The organism is Arthrobacter sp. TJ-254 (assembly GCF_058269175.1).
The window spans coordinates 85336-100172 of record NZ_JBZCNF010000006.1 but is presented as its reverse complement, the minus strand read 5'-3'; the positions used below and the strand labels follow the sequence as shown (position 1 = coordinate 100172).

General features: G+C 68.0%; 16 protein-coding genes. 13 read left to right on the top strand and 3 right to left on the bottom strand.

Annotated features, from left to right (window positions below; all coding sequences use genetic code 11):
• Nucleotides 1-29: 29 nt before the first annotated feature.
• From AC4D14_RS16775 to AC4D14_RS16730, 10 genes are all read left to right on the top strand, one after another.
• Nucleotides 30-704 (top strand): SDR family oxidoreductase, encoded by a 675-nt coding sequence (locus AC4D14_RS16775; RefSeq protein WP_490903805.1) that lies wholly within the window; start codon nucleotides 30-32, stop codon nucleotides 702-704.
• Between the two features lie 125 nt (nucleotides 705-829).
• A complete protein-coding gene (gene dxr / locus AC4D14_RS16770) occupies nucleotides 830-2062 on the top strand; it encodes a 1-deoxy-D-xylulose-5-phosphate reductoisomerase (RefSeq protein ID WP_490903804.1) in 1233 nt (410 codons plus the stop codon).
• Complete coding sequence (locus AC4D14_RS16765; protein WP_490903803.1) at nucleotides 2059-3402, top strand: M50 family metallopeptidase; 1344 nt, start codon at nucleotides 2059-2061, stop codon at nucleotides 3400-3402. Before dxr ends, AC4D14_RS16765 begins: the two co-directional genes overlap by 4 nt.
• A 64-nt stretch (nucleotides 3403-3466) precedes the next feature.
• Entirely contained in the window at nucleotides 3467-4090 is a 624-nt protein-coding gene (locus tag AC4D14_RS16760; RefSeq protein ID WP_490903802.1) for a MarR family transcriptional regulator, read from the top strand.
• Nucleotides 4090-4566: a hypothetical protein gene (locus AC4D14_RS16755; protein WP_490903801.1), complete on the top strand. Its 477-nt coding sequence runs from the start codon at nucleotides 4090-4092 to the stop codon at nucleotides 4564-4566. The genes AC4D14_RS16760 and AC4D14_RS16755 overlap by 1 nt, the downstream gene beginning before the upstream one ends.
• Before the next feature lie 17 nt (nucleotides 4567-4583).
• Nucleotides 4584-4874: a YciI family protein gene (locus AC4D14_RS16750; RefSeq protein ID WP_490903800.1), complete on the top strand. Its 291-nt coding sequence runs from the start codon at nucleotides 4584-4586 to the stop codon at nucleotides 4872-4874.
• A 98-nt stretch (nucleotides 4875-4972) separates the two neighbouring features.
• Nucleotides 4973-6139 carry a flavodoxin-dependent (E)-4-hydroxy-3-methylbut-2-enyl-diphosphate synthase gene (gene ispG, locus AC4D14_RS16745; RefSeq protein WP_490903799.1) on the top strand — a complete coding sequence of 389 codons (1167 nt, stop codon included), beginning with the start codon at nucleotides 4973-4975 and terminating at the stop codon, nucleotides 6137-6139.
• A 37-nt stretch (nucleotides 6140-6176) separates the two neighbouring features.
• Complete coding sequence (locus tag AC4D14_RS16740; RefSeq protein ID WP_490903798.1) at nucleotides 6177-6995, top strand: GNAT family N-acetyltransferase; 819 nt, start codon at nucleotides 6177-6179, stop codon at nucleotides 6993-6995.
• A 178-nt stretch (nucleotides 6996-7173) separates the two neighbouring features.
• Nucleotides 7174-8973: a proline--tRNA ligase gene (locus tag AC4D14_RS16735; protein ID WP_490903906.1), complete on the top strand. Its 1800-nt coding sequence runs from the start codon at nucleotides 7174-7176 to the stop codon at nucleotides 8971-8973.
• A gap of 7 nt (nucleotides 8974-8980) precedes the next feature.
• The gene (locus AC4D14_RS16730) at nucleotides 8981-9787 is read left to right on the top strand and encodes a sulfite exporter TauE/SafE family protein (protein ID WP_490903797.1); all 807 of its coding nucleotides are present in this window, start codon (nucleotides 8981-8983) and stop codon (nucleotides 9785-9787) included.
• Here AC4D14_RS16730 and AC4D14_RS16725 read toward each other — a convergent pair.
• From AC4D14_RS16725 to AC4D14_RS16715, 3 genes are read right to left on the bottom strand one after another with little or no spacing between them, the layout of a single operon-like run.
• A complete protein-coding gene (locus AC4D14_RS16725; protein WP_490903796.1) occupies nucleotides 9777-10775 on the bottom strand; it encodes an aminoglycoside phosphotransferase family protein in 999 nt (332 codons plus the stop codon). The two genes, AC4D14_RS16730 and AC4D14_RS16725, sit on opposite strands and share 11 nt — an antisense overlap.
• Before the next feature lie 10 nt (nucleotides 10776-10785).
• The gene (locus AC4D14_RS16720; RefSeq protein ID WP_490903795.1) at nucleotides 10786-11508 is read right to left on the bottom strand and encodes a VIT1/CCC1 transporter family protein; all 723 of its coding nucleotides are present in this window, start codon (nucleotides 11506-11508) and stop codon (nucleotides 10786-10788) included.
• Nucleotides 11505-12587, bottom strand: coding sequence for a DUF4439 domain-containing protein (locus AC4D14_RS16715; protein WP_490903794.1), 1083 nt, complete (start codon nucleotides 12585-12587; stop codon nucleotides 11505-11507). The genes AC4D14_RS16720 and AC4D14_RS16715 overlap by 4 nt, the downstream gene beginning before the upstream one ends.
• Nucleotides 12588-12691: 104 nt before the next feature.
• Here AC4D14_RS16715 and rimP point away from each other — a divergent pair, with 104 nt between their 5' ends.
• Genes rimP through AC4D14_RS16700 form a run of 3 tightly spaced genes read left to right on the top strand, consistent with a single transcriptional unit; the run spans nucleotide 12692 to nucleotide 14725 of the window.
• Nucleotides 12692-13321 (top strand): ribosome maturation factor RimP, encoded by a 630-nt coding sequence (gene rimP / locus AC4D14_RS16710; protein WP_490903793.1) that lies wholly within the window; start codon nucleotides 12692-12694, stop codon nucleotides 13319-13321.
• A 10-nt stretch (nucleotides 13322-13331) separates the two neighbouring features.
• Nucleotides 13332-14312, top strand: a complete 981-nt coding sequence (gene nusA / locus AC4D14_RS16705) for a transcription termination factor NusA (protein ID WP_490903792.1) — start codon at nucleotides 13332-13334, stop codon at nucleotides 14310-14312.
• Between the two features lie 38 nt (nucleotides 14313-14350).
• Nucleotides 14351-14725: a YlxR family protein gene (locus AC4D14_RS16700; protein WP_490903791.1), complete on the top strand. Its 375-nt coding sequence runs from the start codon at nucleotides 14351-14353 to the stop codon at nucleotides 14723-14725.
• Nucleotides 14726-14837: the final 112 nt, after the last annotated feature.

Genomic DNA, 14837 nt, shown 5'->3' with positions numbered 1-14837 from the left:
TCAACCGCCCCCGGCACCGTTGGCCCAGTATGGAAACAGTGATTGCAGGAGCCCACGGAAAGATCGCCCGCGAACTGACCCGCCAGCTGGTGGCCGAAGGTCACCAGGTCACTGGGCTGATCCGGAACGCCGACCATCGCGAAGACCTCGCGCAGGACGGCGCGACGCCGGTGGTGCTCGACCTCGAGAACGCCACTGCCGCGCAGGTCGCCGAAGTCCTCACCGGTGCCGACGCCGTAGTGTTCGCCGCAGGTGCCGGCCCGGGCAGCGGTGCCGAGCGCAAGGACACCGTGGACCGGGCCGCCTCAGTGCTCCTCGCCGACGCCGCCGAACTCGCCGACGTGGAGCGCTTCATCCAGGTCTCGTCCATCGGCGCAGATTCAGTAGCGGACGGAAACCGCCCGGACGGGCTCGATGACATCTTCTACGCCTACCTCGTGGCGAAGCTCGCCGCGGAGGATGACCTCCGTGCCCGGACCCGCCTCAACTGGACCATCCTCCGTCCAGGAGGCCTCACCGACGAACCGGCCACCGGGAAGGTGAAGCTCTCAGACGAAACCGGCCGGGGAACCGTCCCCCGCGCCGACGTCGCGGCCGTCATCGCGGCGCTCCTTCGCACCAATGCGGGGCGCTCCTCCATCCTCGAGCTGATCTCCGGAAACGAAACGATCGAGCACGCCGTGGGCAAGCTTTCCCATGCCTGACCGCACCGGCCGCGGAAAGCACGTGCGGTCGCAGAAGTGACTGCCATCGGGATCCAGGAACCCCGGACCGCACATCGGCTATTTCCGGTTTCCGCGCACTGAACGCGGTGCGGGATACTGGGTTCATGGACTTCAGCGACCTTCAACGCGGCCACCGCCGGGTGGTTCTCCTCGGCTCGACCGGCTCGATCGGCACCCAGGCGCTCGACGTGATCGCCCAGGCCCCCGACCGGTTCAGCGTTGCCGCGCTCGCCGCCGGCGGCCGCAACCCGGCCATGCTCGCCCAGCAGGCCGTCACTACCCGGGCGGCAGCGGTCGGAGCTGCGGCGTGCAGCGAAGACGAACTGGAGCGGGCCATCGGCAAGGCAGCCGACGCCGCCGGGGTGCGCGGCTACCGGCCCGCCCTGTTCGCCGGACCGGATGCTGCGTCCGAGCTTGCCGCCTGGCCCGACGCCGACGTCGTGCTCAATGGCATCACCGGCTCCATCGGACTCGCACCAACCCTCGCCGCCCTCCGCGCAGGGCACCTGCTCGCGCTGGCGAACAAGGAATCACTAATCGTGGGCGGTCAACTGGTCAAGGACGCCGCAGCGCCGGGCCAGCTCGTCCCCGTCGACTCCGAACACTCGGCCCTCGCCCAGGCCCTGCGTTCGGGCCTGCCCGACGAGGTCGACCGGCTCGTCCTGACAGCCTCCGGCGGGCCGTTCCGCGGCAGGTCGGCGTCGGAACTCGCCGATGTCACTCCCGCCGAGGCCCTCGCACACCCCACCTGGACCATGGGCAAGGTGGTCACAACGAACTCGGCGACCATGGTGAACAAGGCCCTCGAAGTCATTGAAGCGCACCTCCTCTTCGACATCCCGCTCGAGAAAATCGACGTCGTCGTGCACCCGCAGTCTGTCATCCACTCGATGGTCCAGTTCATCGACGGTTCAACGATCGCCCAGGCGTCGCCGCCGGACATGCGCCTTCCGATCGCCCTCGGCATCGGCTGGCCCTACCGGATTCCAGGAGCTGCCCGGGCATGTGACTGGGGGGCCGCCGCCACCTGGACGTTCGAGCCGCTCGACGAGGAGGCCTTCCCTGCGGTAACGCTTGCGAAGGCAGCCGCGGCGAAGGGCGGAACCCACATGGCGGTGTTCAACGCGGCAAACGAGGAAGCCGTCGAGGCCTTCCACAGCGGCGGCCTGGCCTTCACCGGCATCGTCGAAACGGTAGCCGCAGTCGTTGCCGAACACTCGGCACGCGAGGCGGAGGCCCCGTCCGGCACTGCCACACTCGACTCGGTGCTCGACGCCGAGGTATGGGCGCGCGCCGCCGCCCGTTCCCGCTGCTCGGCCCAGAAGGAAATCCGTTGACCATCCTGCTCTTCATCCTCGGGGTGATCTTCGTCGCCGTCGGCATCGGCGCCTCGATCGCCCTCCACGAGATCGGCCATCTGGTTCCGGCCAAGCTCTTCAAGGTCCGCGTCACCCAGTACATGGTTGGATTCGGCCCAACCATCTGGTCACGGCGGAAGGGCGAAACCGAGTACGGGATCAAGGCGATACCGGCCGGCGGCTACGTTTCGATGGTTGGAATGTTCCCGCCGGCGTCGACCATAGATGGCGTGGCGCGCCAGTCGAGCACCGGAATGTTCCAGCAGCTCACGAACGACGCCCGCCAGGCGGCGGCCGGGCAGCTGCGCCCCGGAGACGAAAACCGGGTCTTCTACAAGCTGCCCATCTACAAGCGGATCATCATCATGCTCGGCGGGCCGCTGATGAACCTCCTGATCGGCACGTTGCTGTTCGCCGTTCTGATCATGGGGTTCGGCACTGCCCAGGCGACAACGACCATTTCCGACGTCTACAAGTGCGTTGTCCCCGCCAGCCAGCAGGCTGCGACCGGGCAGACCGACTGCTCTCCCGAGGATCCCGCCGCGCCGGCCTACGAGGCCGGACTGCAGCCCGGCGACACGATCACCGCGTTCGACGGCAAGGACGTGACCAGCTGGGACCAGTTCTCGGTATGGATCCGTGAAGCCGCCGGCCGGGAAGTGCCGATCACCTTCGAGCGGGACGGCGAAACCCGCCAATCCACAATCACTCCGCTGCTCACCGAACGTCCGGTGCCCGCCGACGACGGCACCGCCCGGCTCGATGCCGCCGGCGTCCCGCTCACCCAGGAAGTGGGCTTCATCGGCGTCGGCTCCCAGCAGGCGATGGTGCCGCAGCCCGCAAGCGAGGTGCTTCCGGCGGTTGGGGATTCCCTTGTACGGGTGGCCGGTGTTGTGCTCAATCTGCCCCAACGGGTGGTCGACGTCGGCAAGGCCGCCTTCTCGGACGCCCCGCGTGACCCCGAGGGGCCGATCAGCGTGGTGGGCGTCGGGAGGATCGCGGGCGAGGTCTCCGCCATGGAGGAGGTTCCGTTCAACGCCCGGGTCGCGACCCTCATCGGGCTCGTGGGCGGCGTCAACCTGGCCCTTTTCGTCTTCAACCTCATCCCGCTCCTTCCGCTCGACGGAGGGCACGTGGCGGGTGCGCTGTGGGAGGGACTCCGCCGGGGTGTCGCCCGGCTCTTCAAGCGCCCCGACCCCGGCCCCTTCGACATGGCCAAACTCCTGCCGGTGACCTACGCTGTGGCGATCCTGCTGATGGGCATGGGAGTCCTGCTGATCTACGCGGACATCGTCAAGCCGGTCAACCTGTTCGGCTAGGGTGAAATTCTATTTGAGTACTAATTCGGTTGTAATTATAAATTCACCCTTATAGGGTTGAGAAATGTTTGTGCTCACGATCGACCAAGCCGGCAGTTCCAACGACGTCGACCGCATCCCGAGCCTCCTGAGGCTCCTGTCCCGGATTCCCGTTGCCGCTGCCTTCGAGCGTTCGGTGGGGGATGAGGCCCAGGGGATCCTTGACTCCGCCGACGCCGTCGTTGAGGCGGCGCTGCTGTGCCTCCGGGAGCGGGGCTGGTACGTCGGCATCGGTGTCGGCGACATCGACCTCCCGCTGCCCGCGGCGCCCCGGGAAGGCCGGGGAAGCGCATTCGTAGCGGCGCGCACCGCCGTCGAGCGGGCCAAGAAGACCGGCGACCGCGCGCCGCTGGCCGTTGAAGGTCCGGCGGGTTCCGCCGAGGCCGAGGCGGTCCTTGCGCTCATCGGACGGCACGTCATGCACCGCACGAGCGCGGAGTGGCGCATCCTCGACCGCCTCCAGCCGGGGAAGTGGGGCAGCCAGACAGCGGTGGCCAAGGAACTCGGCATCGCCCCGCAGTCGGTCAGCAAGGCCGTGGCGCGCTCGGCATGGACCGAAGAATGGGCTGCGCGTCCGGCGGCGGCGCTACTGTTGACCTGGGCCGACGGGGCCCGGCGAAACCCAGGGAACGGAGACCGGGACAACTGATGGACGTGCTGTGGATTCTTCTCACCCTTCTCCTTGCCGGCTTTGGCGGCTGGCCCGTGACAACGCTCGTGCTTCGGTTCGCGCGCAGCGTCGAGGCGCAGCAACGCCGTTCAGCATCAGGGCCGGAACCGGCGGATCAGCCGCAGCTCGCATTCCCCGCCCCGCCGCGGCAGAACCCCTGGGAACACCACCCCGCACGCGATGAAGGAATCGTGATCCCGCCGGCCCCTGCCGTTCCGCCCGGAATCCTGAGGGGCGGCCTCGTGATCGGGGTCCTCGAACGCCTCGCGATAACCGCCGCGATCCTCAGCGGCGAATCAGTCGCCATCGCCTACGTCGTCGCGATCAAGGGCCTGGGCCGCTACGCCGAGCTCAAGGAAACACCGGCCGCGGCGGAACGGTTCATCATCGGCACCCTCACCTCGATGCTGTGGGCAGCGGGGGTCGCCACCGTGGCGGTAATCGCCCTCCTGTAATCACGTAGGCTGAAGCAATGAGTGTTTACGCAGTCGAATATGTCTACAACCCCGATCTCGCCACACTGCGGGACGAGCACCGCCCCGCCCACCGTGAGTGGCTCAAGGGACTAGTGGAGCAGGGGAAGATGCTGTCCTCCGGTCCCTTCGCCGACGGAACCGGCGCCCTCCTGATCTTCACCGCCGATTCCGAAGCCGAGCTCCACCAGCTCATCGGCACCGACCCCTTCACCATCAACTCCGCCATCGCGGCAGTGAAAACCACTGAGTGGAAGCCGGTCACCGGGGCGTTCGCTCAGTACGTGTGACGTTCGTCTTCTAAGCCAGCCCCTGCCGCCCCCGGGTGGATAATGGGAAAAGAAAAATCGGCCGACAAGCGGCGGATGCCGCCACCATGGAGGATGTTTTGACTTCGGTCAGTCTAGGAATGCCAGCTGCGCCACCGCCCGTCTTGGCGCCCCGCCGTAAAACCCGCCAGATCAAAGTCGGCTCGGTGGGAGTCGGATCCGATTCGCCCATCAGCATCCAGTCAATGACGACGACGCCGACAACGGACATCAACGCCACGCTGCAACAGATTGCCGAACTCACGGCAACCGGCTGCGATATCGTGCGGGTCGCGTGCCCCTCGGCCGACGACGCCGCAGCGCTGCCGATCATCGCGAAGAAGTCACAGATTCCGGTGATCGCCGACATCCACTTCCAGCCCAAGTACGTCTTCGCGGCGATCGACGCCGGGTGCGCCGCCGTCCGGGTCAACCCGGGCAACATCCGCAAGTTCGATGACCAGGTAAAGGAAATCGCCGCTGCCGCGAAGGCCGCGGGGACCTCGATTCGCATCGGCGTCAACGCCGGCTCCCTCGACCCGCGGCTCATGGCCAAGTATGGGAAGGCGACCCCGGAGGCGCTTGTCGAATCGGCAGTCTGGGAGGCCTCCCTCTTCGAGGAACACGACTTCCACGACTTCAAGATTTCCGTCAAGCACAACGACCCGGTGGTCATGGTGCGCGCCTACGAGCTGCTCGCGGAGCGAGGCGACTGGCCGCTGCACCTCGGTGTCACCGAAGCCGGCCCCGCGTTCCAGGGCACCATCAAGTCGGCCACCGCATTCGGGGCCCTGCTCTCCAAGGGCATCGGGGACACGATCCGGGTTTCCCTCTCGGCGCCTCCCGTCGAGGAGATCAAGGTCGGCAACCAGATCCTCCAGTCGCTGAACCTGCGCCCCCGCAAGCTCGAGATCGTTTCCTGCCCCTCGTGCGGGCGGGCCCAGGTCGACGTCTACACCCTGGCCGAGGAAGTGACCGCCGGCCTCGAGGGCATGGAGGTCCCGCTGCGCGTCGCCGTGATGGGCTGCGTGGTGAACGGCCCGGGCGAGGCACGGGAAGCCGATCTCGGGGTTGCCTCGGGGAACGGCAAGGGGCAGATTTTTGTCAAGGGCCAGGTCATCAAGACGGTGCCCGAGGACCAGATTGTCGAGACCCTCATTGAGGAAGCGATGAGGCTCGCCGAAGAGATGGGGGAGACCGATGGCGAAAATGCTGGCCAGGGTGGCCCCATGGTTACCGTTAGCTAAGGCACCGGCAGACCCGGCGGGGCCGTGGTCCTTCCGGGTGCTTGAACAACGCGACACCGGCCCGCTGTGGTCGCTCGTTAACGCCGACCCGGTGGCGAACGTCTTCCTCGCATCACACCTTGAGAACCTTGGTGGCGGAAGCCCCTCGGGAACGGGCGGGCAGGTCGTCGGAATGTACCGCGACGGCCAGCTCAGCTCGGCCTGCTGGGCCGGGGTCAATCTCGTGCCGGTCGGCGTGACCGAGGAGACGGGCGCAGAATTCGGGGAGCACCTCGGGCGCTCGGGGAGGACCTTCTCGTCGATTTTCGGTCCGGCCCCCGCCGTCCTCGCCATGTGGTCGACCCTCCAGGACTACAGCGCCGACCCCTTCGACCTGCGCCCCACCCAGCCGCTGCTCACCATCGCCGGTGATCCCGCCATCCCGCCGGCGCCCGGCCTCCGGTTCACCCGGGCGGAGGAGCTCGACACCCTCCTGCCCGCCTGTGCGGCGATGTTCGAGGAAGAGGTCGGGTACTCGCCCTATATCGGCGGCACCGAGCACTACCGGCGCCGGGTGGCCGCGCTGATCCGCCAGCGGCACTCCCTGGCGGCGTTCGACGACGACGGTGCGGTCATCTTCAAGGCCGAGCTCGGAACGGTCTCCTCCCAGGCCGTCCAGGTGCAGGGCGTCTGGATGAACCCGGAGTACCGGGGGCGCGGCCTGAGCGCCGGATACATGGCGGCCGTCGTTGTTGCCGCACGGAAGGTGGCGCCGACAGTGAGCCTCTACGTCAACTCCTACAACAGCCGCGCGATCGCCGCCTACCAGCGCGTCGGATTCACGCAGACGGGAACCTTCGCCACCGTCCTGTTCTGAATCCTGCCGCCGTCAACGGTCCGGTCCGAGGCAGCGGTTCTCCCAACCGGTGCCGGGCCCCGGCCGGATCCGCGCCGGGCGGCCGGGCTGTGTCGGCGCCGCAGCACGCGAGCCGATAGATTGGTACCTGTTGTCTCCCGCCACCGGCGGGCCGGTCCAGAAGAACGGATTCCCCAGCGTGGTCACACGACTCTCCACCCTTTTCCTTCGCACTCTGCGTGAAGACCCCGCCGAGGCAGAGGTCGCAAGCCACCGCCTCCTCGTGCGCGCAGGCTACATCCGCCGCGCCGCCCCCGGCATTTACAGCTGGCTGCCGCTGGGCCTGAAGGTGCTGGCAAAGGTTGAGGCGATTATCCGCGAGGAAATGGCGGCCATCGGCGCCCAGGAGGTCCACTTCCCGGCCCTGCTGCCCAAGGAACCCTACGAGGCCACCAACCGGTGGACCGAATACGGCGAGGGCATCTTCCGGCTCAAGGACCGCAAGGGAGCCGACTACCTTCTCGCCCCCACCCACGAGGAGATGTTCACCCTCCTCGTGAAGGACCTTTACACCTCGTACAAGGACCTCCCGCTGAGCCTCTACCAGATCCAGAACAAGTACCGCGACGAGGCACGTCCCCGGGCGGGCCTGCTCCGCGGGCGCGAGTTCATCATGAAGGACTCCTACTCCTTCGACATCGACGACGCCGGGCTTGAACACAGCTACCAGCTGCACCGCCAGGCGTACCTGCGCATCTTCGAACGCCTCGGGCTCGAGGTCATCCCCGTCGCCGCAACGGCCGGAGCCATGGGCGGGTCGAAGAGCGAGGAGTTCCTCCACCCCACCGACATCGGCGAAGACACCTTCGTCCGCTCCGCCGGCGGCTACACCGCCAATGTCGAAGCCGTCACCACCGTTGTCCCCGCGGCGATCGACTACGCGGACGCACCCGCGGCCGAGGTGCGCGACACCCCCGACACCCCCACGATTGAAACCCTCGTGGCGCACGCGAACACCGGCGCGGCCAACGACGGCAAGGCCTGGACCGCCGCCGACACGCTCAAGAACGTTGTCCTCGCCGCGGTGCTGCCCACCGGAGGCAGGGAGCTCGTCGTCGTCGGCGTTCCCGGTGACCGCACTGTGGACCTCAAGCGCATTGAAGCCAACATCGCCGGCCACCTCGAGGTGGGCGGCGAAGTTGCAGTCGAACCGGCCACCGACGAGGACCTCAAGAAGCACCCGGGAGTGGTCAAGGGCTACCTCGGCCCCGGCCTGGCACCCGACGCCGCAGTCCTCGGCACCGAGGGAAGCACCGGGCTCCGCTACCTCGTCGATCCGAGGGTTGTCCCCGGCACCACCTGGGTGACCGGCGCCAACGAGCCCGGCAAGCACGTCTTTGGACTCGTTGCAGGGCGCGACTTCACCTGGGACGGCGTGATCGAAGCCGTTGAGGTCCGTGAGGGCGACGAGGCCCCTGACGGGTCGGGCCCGCTCGAGGCGGCGCGCGGCATCGAGATGGGCCATATCTTCCAGCTCGGGCGGAAGTACGCCGAGGCGCTGGGGCTGAAGGTGCTCGACGCCAACGGCAAGCTCGCCACTGTCACCATGGGCTCCTACGGAGTGGGCGTTACCCGCGCCGTCGCAGCCCTCGCCGAGTCGAACCACGACGACAAGGGCATCATCTGGCCCCGGAACGTCGCCCCGGCCGACGTGCACATCGTCGCGACGGGCAAGGGCGCAGAGATCTTCGCCGCCGCAGACCAGCTCGCCTCCGACCTCGAAGCGGCAGGCCTCGACGTGATGTACGACGACCGTCCCAAGGTTTCACCCGGGGTGAAGTTCGGCGACGCCGAGCTGATCGGCGTTCCCACGATCGTCGTCGTCGGGCGCGGACTGGCCGACGGCGTCATCGAGGTGAAGGACCGCCGCACGGGCCAGAGCGAATCGGTTCCCCTCGACGAGGCGGTCGCGCACCTGCAGCGCCTGCTGACCGCCTAGGCAGCCGGTGACCTCCGGGCTCGAGGAAATCGAGCTGGCAACAGTCCTGCTCGTGGTCATCGCCGGGCTTGCCGCCGGCTGGGTCGACGCCGTCGTCGGCGGGGGCGGGCTGCTTCAGCTGCCCGCCCTGCTGCTGGTTCCGGGCATCACGCCCGTCCAGGCGCTGGCGACCAACAAGATGGGCTCGATCTTCGGGACGACCACGAGCGCCATCACCTACTACCGCCGCGCCCACCCCGACCTGCGGACCGCGATTCCCATGGCGGTCATCGCCCTTGCGGGGAGCTTCGGCGGAGCGATCCTTGCTGCCTCGCTGCCGGCATCGGTGTTCAAGCCGATCATCGTTCTCGCGCTGATCGCCGTGGCCATCTTCACGGCGCTGCGTCCCACGGTCGGCACGCTGACCGCGCTCAAGCACAAAGGGCGGCGGCACTACGGGACAGCGGGTGCGATCGGGCTGGTCATCGGGTTCTACGACGGGCTGATCGGCCCGGGCACCGGCTCGTTCCTGATCATCGCCATGGTGACCCTGCTCGGCTACAGTTTCCTCGGCGCCAGCGCGAAGGCGAAGATCGTGAACATGGCCACGAACTTCGGCGCGCTGATGTTCTTCCTGCCGCACGGCTCGCTGCTCTGGGGGCTCGGGCTGCTCCTTGGCGCCGCCAACATGGCCGGCGGATACCTTGGTTCCCGGATGGCCATCCGGCAGGGCAGCAAGTTCATCCGCTGGGTGTTCCTCTGCGTCGTTGCCGCCCTGATCCTCAAGCTCGGTTACGACGTCTGGACAGAGAACATCCGGCCGCTCACCCGGTGAGGCAGTGCGCCGGAGGCAGGTCGGGCAGTGTCCTGCCCAGCAGCGAACTGGCCACCCACAGCGAGCGCCGCGCGTCCCGGATGGCTCCGCCGTTCAGGTATCCGAGCGCATTGCGGACCTCGCGCAGCACCGACCAGTCGCGGGCCAGCACCGGGTCGAGCCCGGCCGCCGCAGCGAGGGAGGAACAGCGACGGCGCAGGTGGGCCGCCGGGTCGTTCGGGGAAAGGTCTCCGAGCCGGTTCCACAGCATCGGGGCGAGCGCGTACTCAGCGTCTCCGACAAGCGGTTTGGGATCGATCGCAACCCATTCGCGGCCGCCCGGGGCGCCTTCAGGCCGTGGGAGGATGTTCCCGTAGTGGAGGTCCGAGTGCACCAGCACGTCCCGGGCCCACCGCCGGCCCACGGCTCCGCGCACCTGGCACACCTCGAGCGCGTGCTCGAGCAGCCAACGGGGAAACGGCTCACCCGCGGCTTCCCAGTCGGCTGGCAGGGTGTCGGTCCACGTCTCGGCTTCGGCGGCCAGGAGCGGCACTGCGGCCCACAGGGGATCGGGTGCGGGGCGGATCGAGAGGGTGAGCATCAGGTTCCCCCACACGGCGGTGGTCTGTTCAAGCGGCACCGACAGGAGCGATTCGTCACCCTCAAGGCGCTCAAGCAGGAGGATGGAGTCGCTGCGGTCCGCGGCAAGGAGTCGAACGGCTCCGTTGCCTCCCCACAATTCGAGGGCGTCGGGCTCGGCTCGTGCTTCATCGTGCGGGATCCCGATCTTCAGCGCCGCGGGCTTCCCGCCGGCCCGGCGCACCGGAACCACCACCGCGCACCGCCCTGCCCACGGCGTTCCCCCGGCAGGAAGATCAAGCGTCAGCTTCCAGCGGTCGAGATGTCCCTCGAGGAGCGCGGGCCATGACCGCAGCCACTGTGCTCCTCCCGGAAGCTGCCGGGCAGTAAGGATCAGGTCATCTGGCAGGTCCAGCGCGGAGTTCCCCATACGGGCCAGACTAGACAACTCCCGTGGCGCCGAGAAGGTTTCCGATCAGGAACGTTGCGAGCAGCGCGATAAACCCGCCCACCACGACCCGAGCAGCAGCCCGCAGCTTCGATCCTCCGCCGACCTGGGCGCCGAGGCCGCCGGTCAGTGCCAGCGCGCCAAGCACCGCAACGAACGTGACGGGGACGCGGAGCCCGGGCGGGGGAAGCATGATCGCCAGCAGGGGAAGAAGGGCGCCGACAGTGAATGCGGCGGCGGAGGCGAAAGCCGCATGCCAGGGGCTGACGACGTCGTCCTCGTCGATGCCCAGTTCGGCGGAGAGGTGGGCCCCGAGGGCGTCCTTGGCCGTCAGCTCGACAGCCACCGTCATCGCCGTCTCGGCGCTCAGGCCCTTCGCCTCGTAGATTCCGGCAAGCTCAAGAAGCTCCTCCTCCGGCTCCTCTTCGAGCTCACGGCGTTCCTTTTCAATCAGGGCGCGCTGGCTGTCGCTCTGGCTGCTCACCGAAACGTACTCACCCAGGGCCATCGACACAGCGCCGCCGACCAGTGCCGCGGCGCCGGCCGTCAGGATCGGCCCGGGCGCCGTCGTGACCCCCGCGACGCCCACCACGATCGCGGCGACGGAAACGATCCCGTCGTTGGCGCCGAGGACGCCGGCGCGCAGCCGGTTCAACCGCTGCGCAAGGTCGCCGCGGTGCGGCTCGTCGTGCGAATAGCCCTCAGCTGCGCTCATTGCGTCTCTTCATCCTTCGTCGTCGTCGTTCCGGTGGCGGGGGAGCCGGGTTCCTGCGCTGCGGCCTCGGCTGGCACGCACGGCACCGGTTCGGTTCCGCCGTTTGCTGCCAGGCTCCGCTGGATTGCGGCGTTGAACCGGGGCACCGCCCATGCCCGGACATCCTCCCCGCCCAGGCCCACGAGATCCCCGTAAAGCACGCACAACTCACCCTCGAGGCGGGCTATTCCAGCTGCGGGATCCGCTGAGAAGGCGGGGTCGAGGGCGTAGGCCGGGACAACGGCCGGCACCGGCGCGCAGAGCACCTCGAGGAAGGCCCCTGCAGCGGCGGCACCCGCGGCGTGTGCCCGGGCTGCACGGAGCGACGGCCCCGCATCGGGGAGCCGGGCGGCGGCCACCTCATAGGCGTAAACCGCCCGGTGTTCCGCCTTGGCGGCTGCCAGGAGGTAGCGGCGGTCCTCACCGCTGCCCAGCGCGCTGCCCGCGCACTCCGTCCCGGCGCCGGCCTCAGGGGGCCCGGGCAGGGGAGCGGCCGCGGGAAGGGCGGGAAGGCCGAGCCTGGCGCGCAACGCTGCCGCCTGCCAGCGCTGGCTGCCCGCCGTTGCCGCAAGGAGGCGTGCGATTCCCGGCTCGGAGCGTGAAGCATCGGCCAGGCCCTTCGCTGCCGATGCGGCGAGTGCCTCTGCCAGCGATTCCGCCGTCACGGGGGGAGCGGAAGGGGCAGCCGACGGCCCCGGGGACGCGGGATCCGTCGAAGCGGGGTTCCCACCGGCGGGGGACAGGGCGGCCGCCTGCGCCTCGAGCAGCACCGCCGCCTGCTCAAATCCGGCTGCCGGGGCCCGCGGATCGGAGGCGAGCGCTTGGGCGTCGGCTGCGAGGGCACGGGCCCGGGAGGCGGCGTCGAGCTGGGCCTGCTCGGTGAATGTCGGTTCATCGGATCCGCTGCCTGCGACGCCGATTCCCAGGCCCGCGACGAGGAGGAAAACCACACTCAGGCAGAGCCATCGGACCACCCGCGCTGCGGCATTCCGCAGCGCGGATTCCCTGCCGCGGTGCTGCGGATGCGCGCGTGTCCTCACAGGAACCGATCTTGTCATGATCACGGCGTTTTGTTCGGCCGATACGCCGCCGCCCCGCGAAGTCGGTACTCTTGAGCTACAACATCATCGAGTGGGAGGCAGCTATGGCGGTTCGGTCCGGCAAGGAAAACCCGGCAACGCCGCGCAAAGCGGCACGGGAGGCCGAGCTCCAGGCGGAGGCACAGAGGCTGCGCACGCTGCTCCAGCCGGTGATCGAACAGCACAGCCTCTACCTCGAGGACGTCGAGGTTCGGATGGCCGGTGTGCAGCGCACCGTTCACGTTATCGTCGACCTTCCGGAGAACCGTGAGGGCGCCATCGGACTCGACACCATCTCCGCCGTCTCGATGGAACTTTCAGCGGCGATGGACAATGACCCGGACGACGACGGCCGGCCCTACAGCCTGGAAATCTCATCTCCCGGGGTGTCCCGGCCTTTGACCGAACCGCGGCATTGGCGCCGCAACATCGGCCGGCTCGTCGAGGTCCAGCGGCTCAACGGCGACGACATCGTCGGCCGGCTGCTCGAGGTCTCCGCTGAGGGAATCCGCCTGCGTCCCCAGCTGATCGTCAAGAAGGGGATGAAGCCGCGGTCGGGAGACCCGGTTGCCCTCGATTTTTCCAAGATCCGCAAAGGGACCGTCCAGGTCGAATTTGCCCATCTTGAGGATGAACACAATGAAGACCACGGTGCGGCCGGCCCGGGCGATCCCGGCACGGCGCACCCAGCGTAAGGAGTCCTTTATGGATATTGATATGAGTGCGTTGAGGCTGCTTGAGCGCGAACGCGAAATCCCACTTGATCTGCTGATCCCGACCATTGAGCAGGCCCTCCTCGTGGCCTACCACAGGAGCCCCGGCTCCCAGGAGAAGGCGCGGGCCGAACTCGACCGCAAGAGCGGCCACGTGACCATCTGGGCCACCGAGGTCGGCGACGACGGCGAGACCGTCGGCGAGTTCGACGACACGCCCAGCGGCTTCGGCAGGATCGCGGCGAGCACTGCCCGCCAGATCATCCTCCAGCGCCTGCGCGACGCCGAGGACGACAACATCCTTGGCGAATTCCGCGGCAAGGAGGGCGAGCTCGTCGCCGGAATGATCCAGCAGGGCAACAACCCGCACATGATTCAGGTGAACCTCGGTTCCGTCGAGGCGGTCCTGCCGCCGCCCGAGCAGGTGCCCGGCGAGAAATACCTCCACGGCACCCGGCTGCGGGCCTTCGTCGTCGACGTCCACCGCGGCATGAAGGGCCCCTCGATCACCCTTTCCCGCTCCCACCCCGGCCTCGTGCGGAAGCTCTTCGAACTCGAGGTCCCGGAAATTGCCGACAAGACCGTCGAGATCGTGGCCCTGGCCCGCGAGGCCGGCCACCGCACGAAGATCGCGGTCCGCGCCAACGTCTCAGGGGTGAACGCCAAGGGCGCCTGCATCGGAGAGATGGGCTCACGCGTCCGCGCCGTGATGAACGAGCTCAACGACGAAAAGATCGACATCGTCGATTACAGTGATGACCCCGCAACCTTCATCGCCAGCTCGCTGTCGCCGTCGAGGGTCTCTTCGGTCACCATCACCGATGAAGCCACGCGGTCCGCCCGCGTCGTCGTCCCGGATTACCAGCTTTCGCTGGCCATCGGCAAGGAGGGCCAAAACGCCCGCCTCGCCGCCAAGCTCACGGGCTGGCGCATCGATATCGTCTCCGACGCGGCGCAGCCGGCGAAGGCCTGAGGGCTCCGAGGTCACGGGCACGGTGCATAAGCGGTAGAATGGAAAAGACTGAGGTTATCTTGCGCCCGAGCATGCAACGAAGTCCTGAACCAGGAGCAACTCCTGTCCGGACCTGCATTGGATGCCGCAAGCGCGACGACCAGTCTGCATTGATGCGGGTGGTGGCACAGATGGTCGGCGGGAAAAGCACCGCTGCGATCGACGAACACCGCCGGCTGTCCGGTCGGGGCGCTTGGCTGCACCCGGAACCGGCGTGCATGGACATGGCACTTCGACGCAAGGCATTCCACCGCGCTTTCCGGAGCGTCGTGGAGACCGGGCAACTGGAGCTCCAGTTCCATGCCCTCACTGAAGCTTCCTCGCGAAGCCTCCGGCAAGAAACCGTCCTCCCTGAAAGCGGGTCAGAAAACTGATGGAAACCCGATGAGTACCCAGCGATGAGTGCCCAACGATGAACAATCCGTTGTGCTCTGCAATCGGCTTCCCGGCTGCCTCGGCAGGCGGGTTCTGCAGTAGGAATTAGAC

Excerpts from the sequence above, each read along its gene's own strand:
- nusA (WP_490903792.1), top strand. The coding sequence starts at position 13,332 with ATGGATATTGATATGAGTGCGTTGAGGCTGCTTGAGCGCGAACGCGAA.
- AC4D14_RS16760 (WP_490903802.1), top strand. The coding sequence starts at position 3,467 with ATGTTTGTGCTCACGATCGACCAAGCCGGCAGTTCCAACGACGTCGAC.
- dxr (WP_490903804.1), top strand. The coding sequence starts at position 830 with ATGGACTTCAGCGACCTTCAACGCGGCCACCGCCGGGTGGTTCTCCTC.
- AC4D14_RS16750 (WP_490903800.1), top strand. The coding sequence starts at position 4,584 with ATGAGTGTTTACGCAGTCGAATATGTCTACAACCCCGATCTCGCCACA.
- AC4D14_RS16725 (WP_490903796.1), bottom strand. The coding sequence starts at position 10,775 with ATGGGGAACTCCGCGCTGGACCTGCCAGATGACCTGATCCTTACTGCC.
- AC4D14_RS16755 (WP_490903801.1), top strand. The coding sequence starts at position 4,090 with ATGGACGTGCTGTGGATTCTTCTCACCCTTCTCCTTGCCGGCTTTGGC.
- AC4D14_RS16775 (WP_490903805.1), top strand. The coding sequence starts at position 30 with ATGGAAACAGTGATTGCAGGAGCCCACGGAAAGATCGCCCGCGAACTG.
- AC4D14_RS16700 (WP_490903791.1), top strand. The coding sequence starts at position 14,351 with ATGGAAAAGACTGAGGTTATCTTGCGCCCGAGCATGCAACGAAGTCCT.
- rimP (WP_490903793.1), top strand. The coding sequence starts at position 12,692 with ATGGCGGTTCGGTCCGGCAAGGAAAACCCGGCAACGCCGCGCAAAGCG.
- AC4D14_RS16720 (WP_490903795.1), bottom strand. The coding sequence starts at position 11,508 with ATGAGCGCAGCTGAGGGCTATTCGCACGACGAGCCGCACCGCGGCGAC.